The organism is Nonomuraea sp. K271 (assembly GCF_009908215.1).
In the GTDB taxonomy this organism is placed as follows: Bacteria; Actinomycetota; Actinomycetes; order Streptosporangiales; family Streptosporangiaceae; genus Nonomuraea; species Nonomuraea longispora.
Genome location: NZ_JAAAHR010000241.1, coordinates 1 through 10,939, shown reverse-complemented (window position 1 = coordinate 10,939; position 10,939 = coordinate 1). Strand labels below are relative to the sequence as shown.

General features: G+C 70.0%; 9 protein-coding genes. 5 read left to right on the top strand and 4 right to left on the bottom strand.

The genetic code is table 11. The features are described from left to right. Positions 1-275 (top strand): hypothetical protein (locus GUY59_RS43825; protein ID WP_201762064.1); only part of this gene is annotated, 275 nt, incomplete at its 5' end. 29 nt (positions 276-304) lie between these two features. Here GUY59_RS43825 and GUY59_RS43820 read toward each other — a convergent pair. From GUY59_RS43820 to GUY59_RS43810, 3 genes are all read right to left on the bottom strand, one after another. Next, positions 305-1,054 carry a crotonase/enoyl-CoA hydratase family protein gene (locus tag GUY59_RS43820; protein ID WP_138208067.1) on the bottom strand — a complete coding sequence of 250 codons (750 nt, stop codon included), beginning with the start codon at positions 1,052-1,054 and terminating at the stop codon, positions 305-307. 78 nt (positions 1,055-1,132) lie between these two features. After that, on the bottom strand, positions 1,133-3,601 hold the full coding sequence (locus tag GUY59_RS43815; protein ID WP_201762063.1) for an FG-GAP-like repeat-containing protein: 2,469 nt from the start codon (positions 3,599-3,601) through the stop codon (positions 1,133-1,135). 204 nt (positions 3,602-3,805) lie between these two features. Further along, a complete protein-coding gene (locus tag GUY59_RS43810) occupies positions 3,806-7,711 on the bottom strand; it encodes a hypothetical protein (RefSeq protein WP_138208069.1) in 3,906 nt (1,301 codons plus the stop codon). A 580-nt stretch (positions 7,712-8,291) separates the two neighbouring features. Here GUY59_RS43810 and GUY59_RS43805 point away from each other — a divergent pair. Continuing rightward, a complete protein-coding gene (locus tag GUY59_RS43805) occupies positions 8,292-8,897 on the top strand; it encodes an LmbU family transcriptional regulator (RefSeq protein WP_138208070.1) in 606 nt (201 codons plus the stop codon). Here GUY59_RS43805 and GUY59_RS43800 read toward each other — a convergent pair. Then, positions 8,894-9,265 carry a DUF5997 family protein gene (locus tag GUY59_RS43800; RefSeq protein WP_138208071.1) on the bottom strand — a complete coding sequence of 124 codons (372 nt, stop codon included), beginning with the start codon at positions 9,263-9,265 and terminating at the stop codon, positions 8,894-8,896. The genes GUY59_RS43805 and GUY59_RS43800 overlap by 4 nt on opposite strands. Positions 9,266-9,320: 55 nt before the next feature. Here GUY59_RS43800 and GUY59_RS43795 point away from each other — a divergent pair, with 55 nt between their 5' ends. The 3 genes from GUY59_RS43795 to GUY59_RS43785 form a co-directional block, all read left to right on the top strand. Beyond that, the gene (locus tag GUY59_RS43795; protein WP_252375224.1) at positions 9,321-10,106 is read left to right on the top strand and encodes a LysR family substrate-binding domain-containing protein; all 786 of its coding nucleotides are present in this window, start codon (positions 9,321-9,323) and stop codon (positions 10,104-10,106) included. Positions 10,107-10,289: 183 nt separating this feature from the next. After that, positions 10,290-10,631 carry an SbtR family transcriptional regulator gene (locus tag GUY59_RS43790; protein WP_138208072.1) on the top strand — a complete coding sequence of 114 codons (342 nt, stop codon included), beginning with the start codon at positions 10,290-10,292 and terminating at the stop codon, positions 10,629-10,631. 53 nt (positions 10,632-10,684) lie between these two features. Then, on the top strand, positions 10,685-10,939 hold a 255-nt coding region (locus tag GUY59_RS43785; protein WP_201762062.1), incomplete at its 3' end, for a hypothetical protein.

Genomic DNA, 10,939 nt, shown 5'->3' with positions numbered 1-10,939 from the left:
TCGACGTCCTGATCCGCTGGCCCCACACCGGCCCCGACGGCGAACGGCTGACGCAGCGCGAAGCCATGGAGCTCAAGGTCTGGCGAGCCGGCAAGGACGACCCCCTGCCCGAGGGTCTCGCCCAGCTGGACCGGTATCTGGACCGGCTCAGCCTCTCCACCGGCGTGCTGGTGATCTTCGACCGGCGCCCCGAAGCTCCGCCGTGGAAGGAACGAGGGAGTTTCGAGCAGGCGACCACTCCGTCCGGCCGCCAGGTCACCGTTCTGCGCGGGTGACGCCGACACTGTTGACGGCACGCCGGCGCTCAGGGTTCGCCGAAGGCTCCGTGCCGTCCCGCGCCTTCGGCGAAGCGGGCCGCCCCCGAGGCCGCGTCCGGCAACGAGACCAGCCCGTGCCGCAGCTCGTTGCGCATCGCCTCCTCCTCCCCCAGCCCCTCCTGCTCCAGAGCCGACAACCGGTCACCGCGCAGGCACGCCTGCGGGAACCCGGCGATCTCGCGCGCCAGCTCCTCCGCGTGCCGCCGCGCGGTGCCCTCCGGTACGAGCCGGTTGGCCAGCCCCCACGCGTACGCCTCCCGGCCCTCCACCGGCCGCCCGGTGAGGATCATGTCCAGCGCCCGCGACGCCCCGATGAGCCGGGGCAGCCGCACCGTGCCACCGTCGACGAGCGGAACACCCCACCGACGGCAGAACACCCCGAACACCGCTCCCTCCTCCACCACCCGCAGGTCGCACCAGAGAGCCAGCTCCAGCCCGCCCGCCACCGCATGCCCGGCCACGGCGGCGATGACCGGCTTGCTCAGGCGCATCCGCGTCGGCCCCATCGGGCCGTCACCCTCCTCGCCGACCCGGTTGTCCAGCGCCTTGAGATCCGCTCCGGCGCAGAACGTGCCACCCTCCCCCCACAACACCGCCACGGCCGCGTCCGAACGCTCGAAGTCACGGAACGCGCCGGCCAGCGCGGCGGCCGTCTTCCGATCGACCGCGTTACGCGCTTCCGGCCTGCTGAGCACCACGGTGGTGACCGGCCCCTCACGCTCCAGGCGTACCGCCATACGAGCCTCCTTCGCCGAACCCGCCGAGCGTACGCCCACCTCACGGCCCCGGACCAGCGGCGTGCCCCGGGACCCGCGTCAGCCGATGGCGATGACGGTCCAGCCGGTGCCGACCTGGTAGCGGCTGCCTAAGCGGCCGTCGCCCTTGCCGGGATAGACCCAGAGGTTGCCCTCGGTGTCGATGCCGACCAGGTCGGCCTCCCCGTCGCCGCTCAGGTCCATGGCGGTGACCTTGTACTTGCTCCAGCCGGTGCCGGATTGGGTGCGCTCGGCGAGGGTGACAGCGCTCTGGCTCTTGTTGGCGTAGAACCAGAGCTTGCCTGATCTGTCGATGGCCATGACATCGGGCCGGTCGTCGTTGTCGAAGTCGGCGGGGAAGATGCGGTAATCGGTCCAGCCGCGGGAGCCGATCCGGACCCTGGTGCCCCCGTCGGGGTAGTACCACAGCTCGCCGGTGTCGTTCTTGATGCTGAACAGGTCGGGATGCGGGTTGCTGTTGGCGTTGCCGGCGGCGAGGACGTACTTCCTCCAGCCGGTGCCGATTTTCTCCCTGGCTGCGCTCGACAGGCGCGCGCCCTCATTGTGATACATCCACAGAATGCCGTCGGAGCGGAACATGACGAGGTCGGCCAGGCCGTCGGAGTCCCAGTCGGTGACGGCCCATTTCGCGGCACCCCATCCGCTGCCGATCTTCTTACGACGGGCGACGCTGACCGTGTTCGATCCGCCGTGGTTCGGATACATCCACAGGTCACCGGCACTGTCGGTGATGATGACATCGTTACGGCCGTCCCCGTCGAAGTCGTGGTCGTTCTTCGCGGGCGTACGCGAGACCCGGCTCCAGGCATGGAGAGTGGACAGGACGCCGTCGAAGTGGCCGCCGAGGCTCGTGGCGCCGGTCTTGTGCGCGCCCACGCGCAACGCGCCGGTGGCCTTCCACCTGGTGGTGCGGTGGATGCTGGCCACGTTCTCTCCGTTGACCCAGAGGATCACGACGCCGGTGGCGGCGTTGTAGGTCACGGTGGCCTGCGACCAGACGCCTGCCGGAGCGCTGCCCGCGGGTGCGGTGACCGTGTCCCAGACGGGACCGGCCACGTCCGATCGGCTCATGGCGAAGCGCCAGGCTCCGTTCTCGACCCAGAGTCTGAAGCCGGCGGTTCTGGAACCGTCCTGGGACAGTACGGTGCCACCGGCGGTGGTGGGTTTGGCCCGGGCGCTGAGACTGAAGTCGGCGTCGGTGGCGACGGCGGGGCCGCTCGCGGACAGCGACCCGGTGGCGCCGTCGAGTTCGACGGCCGGGCTGGAGGAGTCACCGGTCTTCCAGGTCACACCGCTGGTGGCGGTCAACGGGAGGCCGGTGCCGGTGAAGGCGCTGTCGGCGCTGACGCTGACGGCGGTGCCCGAAGTGGCGTCGGGAGGCAGATCGGCCAGGGTCCAGGTGTGGTCCGCCGCGGCGGTGGCGATGGCGTCGACCCAGGTCGTGAGATCGTCGGTACGGGCGGCGGTGAGGGCGCTGTCGCTCCCGTCGGTGCCGGGGCATCCGGCCTGGCCCGCCTGGCTGAGCACGGCGGCGAGCCTGCCGCCGTGAAGGACGGGCGCACCGGCCATGCCGCTGCACACCAGCGGTCCGGTTGCGGCGGTCAGTGCGGTGGCGGTGACGTCGGTGAAGGTGATCTGCGCGCTGCCCTGCAGGTCGGTGGTCCAGTCGCTGTCCGTCATGGCGGCGCGGCTGTAGCCGACGGCGGACATCTCGACACCGGTGGGAGCTCCGGTGGCCGGCTGGATCGGGGTGATCCCCTCGATCGGGGCCGCCAGCCGGGCGAGGACCACGTCACGGCCGGGACGAGGGCTCAGCCAGTCGACCTTGGTAGCGTCCTGTCCGGGGAACACGACATGGGTCTCGCCGTCCGGCGGGCCCTCCGCCAGTTCGGGCTGGTTCGGATCGGTGGCCATACAGCTCGCGGCGCTGAGCGCCCAGCTCGGCGCGACCAGCGTCGCGGTGCACTCCCGGCCGTCGGCGGCGAGCTTGCCGACCGCCGCCTCCGCACCGCTGACCGGCGCGGGTCCGGTGCCGGTACGCAGTTGCAGCAGCATGGTCGGGGACGCCTCCGGGTCCGCTCCCAGGCCCACCTGCGTGCTGCCGTCCGGATCCACCTCGACGGTGAGCTCCTCGCCGTCGTCGGTGCGCAGTTCCGCGGTCACCTCATGACCGGTGCCTTCACGCTGGCCGTCGCCGCGGATCTCGTACACGCCAGGGACTTCGAGGTTCAGCACGCCGGAGGAGGCGGTCACCTTGAAGCAGACCCGGCCGATCCCGTCCGCGCCGATGGCTTCGTCAGTGGTCCAGATCTTCAGCAGGCCGGTGTCGCCCTCCGCCGGCGTGGCGCAGTCGGCCAGGACGATGTGCCCGTCACCGGAGATCAGCCTGACGTTCTGAGCCTCCAGGATCTCCGCCGCTCCGGGGTAAGGGGGAACGCCGTTGCCCACCAGCGACGGGCGCGAGATCGCGGATGCGCCGGCCGGCGCGGGGCCGACAGCTACTGACATAGACGCTGCCATCACTGTGGCGACGCCCAGCGTCGCCCAGCGTGGTGGCGAGTTGATCATCACAAACCTCCGTGTTTCCTGTCGCGGAGCACGTTGAGAAAGTGTGTGGCGGGCGCCACCGAATCCCTCGGCTCACGAACGTGAGCCGAGCGCCTGCAATCTCGTTCAGGCTGCGGAGTGCGGCCTGAACGGGTCGCGCCTGGTTCATCCGGCGAGAACACCGACGCGCTCTCTTGCCGGACTGGCGATCGGAGCGCACTCGGACTCATCTTCGATCACCCGCTCCGGCTCCATCCTGATCACGCCGATTACGATGATCTTGGTGACGTTGGAGTTTCTCAGGAGCTCTATGCATTCGTGTTTCAGCCAGACGCTCTCCTCGCGCACGCTTGTGCCGAGAACCACCCTGACCTCGCCGGAGGCCCGCCGGGCATAGGCAAGGGAGACCTGGTTCCACGCGTCATCGATCGCTTCGGCGATCACGCCTGTCCTCTCTTTCCATTCCGGCTCGCGGATTCCTTGACGCGCCATGAGGCCTTCAAGCGTGGTGCCGCCCATTCTCGGCGCGAGGTCCTGGGCCACCTTCCCGGCGCTCACCCACTCGCCGGATTCCCCCTTGGTGCGGCCGGACCAGAAGAAGGCGGTGCTCCTGGCGGTGGAGTAGTCGCCGGCGAACATCGCCCGAATGTCCGCGAGGACTACACGTTGCTTCTGCAGACGCAAGGCTTTCTGAATGTCCGAGGCCGCGTTCGAACCTGTTCTGGCAGCCGTGTGGGCGTTCTTGATGAGCCGGAAACCGGCGCTGAGCAGCTTGCCGATCCCGGCGATCACCAGCGATTCGAGCACAATCGTGCCCAGGTTGAGCAGCGTCTTGGCCAGCGATTGATCACCACTGATCAGGCGGTAGACCTCGAGGCCCACCTCGCCGATGACGAGCGTGCCGCCGCAGATCCCCGTCAGAGCGCAGCCGGCGAAGACGGTCGTCCCGTACCACGCGAAACCGGGGGCCAGTGCCCCGACGACCATCTCGTAGACGAAGACGAGGCTCTGCATCCCTTCGAACGAAGGGTCCAAGGTGGAGTTGATGCAGTTCTGGTAGAGCCTGCTGTCCTGCGGATACAGGTCACAGAAGCCGGAGTTGATGTATGCCCGCGTGGGCAGTTCCTCCGGGTTCACGTACATTTCCGCGCAGTTTTGGGCCCACTCGGGATTGTCGAGTACGAGGTCCCAATCGGGGGCGTCTTCGTCGGTGTAGTCGTTGACGCACTTCATCATTTCCGTGGCGAAGGCGAACTCATAGGCCTCGTAAGCCTCGTTCGCTGCTGCGGCGGCGGCCTGCGCATCCTCGCCGGCGTCGACGGCTGCCTGGTAGGCGGCGCGTGCGGCACGGTTGGCCTTATTGGCGGCGGCGACGGCATTCTGGTGGGAGGCGATTGCCCAACTGGCCGATCGGATGGCGCTGCGCGCCGAGGCTGTGGCGCGGGTGGCCGCGTTGCGGGCGGTCTTGACCGAGGCCGCGGCCTTCTCCACCGAGGCCACGGCTTGGCCGGCGTAGTCGTTGGCCTGCTGGGCATATCCGGCGGCGCGCTTCGCCGATTCCAGCGCCTGCCTCGCGTAGGACGCCGCCTGCGTGGCGTCGTCGCGGGCGCGGGCGGCCACGCTCTGCGCTTCCAGCGCATTCTCCACGGCCGTCTCGGCGACCTCGCTGACCCTCTTGAGCAGGCCGCCGACCACAGCGAGGTGGATCGCGCTCTCGTGGTCCCGCTCGGCCGCGGTGTAGTGGCCGGTGGAGAGGAATCTCCGCAGGCTTGGAGGCGGTCCCTCCAAGGCGATCTGCGCGGCCGCCTTCACCTCCGGCCCGCTGTCCGGGCTGGCCAGGATCTGGTTGACCCGCACCCGCTCGCCGATGGCCGCCGCGGTGTGCCGGCCGGTGTCGAGGAAGTCCCGCAGTGCCCCCGGCGTGTCGGTGTTGAGGGCCTGCTGTGCCCGCTCCGCCAGCACGACGTCACCGTCCGCTTCGGCCGCGGACAGGATCTGGTTGACCTTCAGCCGCTCTGCGGCATAACGGCCGGGATAGTCCTGCGTACGCAAGAAGGTCGCGACCGCCTGGTCGTCGCCATCCAGTGCCTTGTCGGCCGCTGCCGCGAGCGCGGGGTTCTCGCTCACTGCCAGCCTCGTGACCACGACGCGGTTGTCCTGGGCCGCGGCGTCGGCGATGCCGGTGCGTACGAACTGCAGCGCGAAACCGTCAGAGCCGCCCAGCGCGGTCAGCGCCGCCTGTTTGGTCCAGGCGCCCTGGCCGCCGGCCAGGTTGAGCGCCACCTTGCGGGCCGCCGTCACCGCGGCGGCACGCTCGGTGCCCGGGTCCAGCGCCACGGCGATGAGATCGTTGGTCTCGGCATCGCGTTTGGCGGCCTGGTCGACGTCCCAGTCCGCGACGCGTTGCTGCGCCTCGTACTCTGCGGCCGCGGCGCGGGCGGTCTCCAACCCCTCGTCCCGGGCCACCGCCAGGCGCTCTTCGTCGGCGGTGCGCGCCGCCTCGTACACCTCGGCCGCCTGATTCGCGGTGGCCACCGCCTCCTGCGCGGCTGCGATGGCGGCGTTGGCATGCTCGGTGGCCCGATTCGCCGCGTCCGCGGCCTCACCGGCGTGCTCCGCGGCTTCGAAGGCCGCGGCTGCCGCGGCCTCGGCGTTGGCTGCTGCCCGGTTGGCGGCGTCCCGCGCCTTGAATGCGGCCTCAACGGCCACCGCGAGATATTTCTCGGCCGCCCGTGCCGCCCGGACGGCCCGCTCCGCGTTGGCCCGCGCCTTCGCCGCCGCGGCAACCGCTTCGTGGGCCGCGGCGCCGGCCGCGTTGGCATACCGGACCGCCTCGTCATTGGCGATCGCTGCCTCAAGAGCGTGCTGGGCCGCGGCATTGGCGGAGTCGATGGCCTTCTGGCCGTTCTGTATCGCCCTGCCTGCCGCTTCCGCCTGGGAGGCGAAATCTCTCGTCTGCTGGGCGATCGCGTTGGCGTGCTGCGCCGCCTGCCGTGCGACGTCCGCCCTGTTGGCATCCACGGACGCCTCGGCAGCGGCCCGATACGCCGCGGCGGCTTTCTGGTTGGCCCTCGACGCCATCTGCGCGGCGCGTGCCGCCGCGTTGGCGGCGGCACGCGCCGCCCGGTTCGCCGCCGCGGCGGCCTGAACGGCCACCTGTGCCGCCGCGGCGGCTTTCTGCGCCGCGGCCGCCGCCCGCTTGGCCTGCGTCTTCGCCTCGGCCATGTTGTCGCGCGCGGCCGCGGTCGCGGTGGCGGCCTCGGCCGCGGACCGGCGCGCCGCGGCTGCGGCGTCCCTGGCGCGGTCAGCCTCGCTGGTGGCGCTGGCGGTCTCCTGCGCCGCCACCTCGCCGGCCGCCTCCGCCTGTTCGAGGAGGTCTTCCAGCGTCGCGGTCTCCTCGTCACGCGCCGACGCCACCGCCCAGCCGTAGACGAGGAACGCCTCCAGTGCTTCCGGCGTATCCGCGTCCAGCGCCTTCTGGGCGGCGGCGCGGACGTGCGGGCCACCGGTCTTGACGGCCTGGTTGACCCGCAACCGCTGGTCGGTGTTCCACTGCGTCTGCCAGCCGTTCTCCAGGAACTTCCGCATCGCCTGCGCGTCACCGGAGTTCAGTACGGTCTGCGCCGCCTTCTTGACCTCGCGCCCGCCCGCGCTCATCAGCTGGTTCACCGACACCCGCGCGTCGATGTCCGCCGGGCCCTGCCATCCGCTCGCCAGGAACGTGCTGATCGCGCTCGCATCACCTGCCGCGTCGGCGTCCAGGGCGGCCTGAGCCTTCGCCCGCAGAGCGGGACCGCCGTTGCTGACGATGCTCGTGAGCCTGTCCCGCTCGTCGAGACGCAGGGCCTTGCCCCATCCTTCGGCCAGGAACTCGCTGACCTGCTCGTCCGAACCGAGCAACGCCGCCTCAGCCGCCGCCCGGACCTGCGGCCCGCCCTCTTGCCAGGCCGCCACCGCGTGGGAGCGATCAGAGGCGACCGGCCCCTCGGCATGTGCCGGCATCGCCCGCACCGGGTTGCCCAGCAGAGCCAGGACCACCAACACCGCGATCATCGCCTGGCGACGAACCACACCAGGACGTCCTGGTCCATTCAAGACCGGCTTCCACGCACGCACATTACGCCGCACCGCGGCCTCCGTCACCGCTCGGGATTTCGCACAACGAAAGCGCTGAAAGGCGAAACCGACCACCGTCCATTCAGCACGGCGGAGTATCACACGATGCTCGAATGCCAGGCAAGCTCAAACGTTCACATAGCGGATTCACGCCGATGGCGGTAATGGCAATCAAGGCCGAGTCAGCGGTTCACCGACAACCGCGTGATAGCGTGCGACCGAGTTCTCCGCGAACTGGACGCGGCCGGCGGCATCACATGGCGTGAACAGCGAGTGTCCCTGAGTCGCGGAAGGCGGCAGGAGCTCGGCGTCGCATTGTCGCGGCGCTGGGAAGCGAGGACGGAAGCGGCGGCCACAACTCCCGGAGCAGGTGACACGGGCCGATATACCGCAAACATACCGGGCTTCTCTAGGCTCGTTTCGCACCTGTCCCGACTGACCAGGGCGTTTCCGTTCTCGCTTCAAGAGCTGGAGAACAATGCTCAACACGGACGCACTTCCCTCGCGCGATCGCGGTCGAGCGAGAAGGGAATCGATGGCCAACAGGCTTGGTCTTGAGCCTTCCATCCGGGCCGGAAGAATCGGCCTGTCAATCCCCGCGGGCCTGCCGTTCGACACGTGGGAAAAAATCGGCGACCAGTTGAGAGTGATCGGCGACTCCTCCGCGTGGTGGCTGGGAGATTGGCTGGTCTACGGTGAGACGAGTTTTCCCGACCGGTATCGGCTGGCCATATCCCAGACCCATCTGGCCTACAAGACGCTGCGCAACTATGCATGGGTTGCCCGGAATGTTCCGATGTCCCGTCGACGGGACACCCTGAGCCTGCAACACCACGCTCAGGTCGCCGCCCTTTCCGGGGACGAGCAAGAGCGATGGCTGGCGCGGGCGGAGGAGGAAGGCTGGCCGCAGAGCAAACTGCGCAAGGAGATCCAGGCAAGCCGAGCGCGCACTGCCGATCCCGAACCCATCAAAGCGACCGTCACCGTCCACATCTCCTTTGAGCGGGAGCGAAGGTGGAGGGCGGCCGCCCAGGTCGCATCCGTGTCGTTATCCGAGTGGATCGCGCACACCTTGGACCATGCGGCCGGCCATGTTGACGGCGAAATGGCCATCGGCGCGAGCGGCGCGCAGGCGGTCTAGCTCTGTTTGAGGCGCTGCGCCTCTTTGCGGACCTCGGCCTGGACGGACCGCTCGTGCTCCAGCCACGCGGGATTCTCCGCCTTGATCGCGTCGATCTCGGCGGTGGTGAGCGGCTCGGTGATCCCCGCTCTGGCGAGGCCGGAGATGGAGACCCCGAGCTTCGCGGCGACGACCTGCTTGGGGTGCGGGCCGTTGCGGCGCAGATCGGCGAGCCAGGCGGGCGGGGCCGCCTGCATCGCGTTCAGCTCGCTCCTGGAGACGACGCCCTCCTGGAACTCGGCGGGTGTGGCCGAGAGGAGGATGCCCAGTTTCTTGGCCGCGGTCGCGGGCTTCATCGTCTGGGTCGTCTTGGATCTGGGCGACGTCATGGACTCCAGGGTAGTCAGTAAACGGTGGTCTTCCTGACGTCGCTACCCTGGCGGAGTGACTCACGAGGAGACCGGCGGCGTTTTCCGGCTGGCGTACGCGCCGGGGGTGACGCCCGCCAAATGGGCCGGCATCTGGGCCGAGAGGGTGCCCGGCGTGCCGCTCGGCCTGCTCTCGGTTCCCGCCGCCGACGTGGTGGAGCTGCTGCGCGGCGGAGGCGCCGACGCCGGGTTCGTCCGGCTGCCGGTCGAGCGGGACGGGCTCAGCGTGATCCCCCTCTACGCGGAGACCACGGTGGTCGTGGTGCCGAAGGACCACGCGGTGACCGCGGCCGACGAGGTGACCGTCTCCGATCTGGCGGACGATGAGGTGTTCCACCCGCTGGACGACGTCCTCGACTGGACGGCGGCCCGTCCCGGACTGCCCGCGTTCGAGCGCCCGCCCACGACGGCCGACGCGATCCGGCTCGTCGCCGCCGGGACGGGGCTCGTCCTGGTCCCCCAGTCGCTGGCGCGCCTGCACCACCGTAAGGACCTCACCTACCGGCCGGTGACGGACGCGCCGCAGTCGCAGGTGGCGCTGGCCTGGCCTGCGGACCGGACGACCGGGCTGGTGGAGGACTTCATCGGCATCGTACGCGGTCGCACGGCGAACAGCTCACGCGGCCGCGCCACCGCGACACCGCCAGAAAAGCCCACCCAGAAGCCGACGCAGAAGCTGGCCCAGCAGTCGTCGTCGCAGCGGCAGGCTCGCAAGGCCCAGGGGGGTTCCGGCCGCAGGTCGGCGCAGTCCGGTCGCAGCGTGAACAGTAAGGGCGGCAAGAAGGGCCGGCGGTCCCGCTGAACTGAGGCGCCGTAACAGGCCGGCCTCCGACTCAAGGCATGCGCCGGTCGGCCGCGCTCGTCCATAGGCGCGCGCCGGAGGTCCCACCGTTACCCGGCGCGCCCCGCGTGGCCTGGGTGACCCGCCAATGATCCTGGTGGTCAGCTGGAGATGCGCCGAGCACCAGAGCAGGGAATCGAGCCGATGCTGCGCATCATCGAACGAGCCCAGGAAGCCGGGGCCCTGCGCGGTGACGTGACGATCGCCGACATGAGCTTCGTGATCTGGGGCGTGGCGGCGACCGTGCGGGCCACGTACGGCACCGCGCCCGGATCCTGGCGGCGGCACCTCGCCCTGACCCTCGACGGCCTGCGCTCGGCCGCGGCACACGAGCTGCCCGTTCCCCCGATGTCGATCCCCCAGGCGCGGACCCTGATGAACGAGTGCCGCCAGGCCTCCAGCGGGCCGATGACAGAGGGCAGGTGCGCCTGCTCCTTGACCTGGGGCATCGATGCGCAACGGCACCATCGGAACAGCACGAGATGACAGTATGTGTCCATGCGGCCACCCCGGGCGAGATACTTCAACACCACCGGCCCGTGCGGTCCACAGCACCACTACATGCTGCCCCCACGCAGCGGCTCCCCCAGGCACGGGTGCTCATCGACATGGACCGCTACTTCGTGCTGCACGCGCCCCGGCAGACCGGCAAGACCACCACACTGAGCACCCTGGCCTCCGAACTGACCGCCGAGGGCGACACCGCCGCCCTGACGTTCTCCTGCGAGCGCGCCAAGGCGGCCGGCGACGACTACGCCGCCGCCGAGTCGCTGCTGCTGGATTCCCTCAACGAG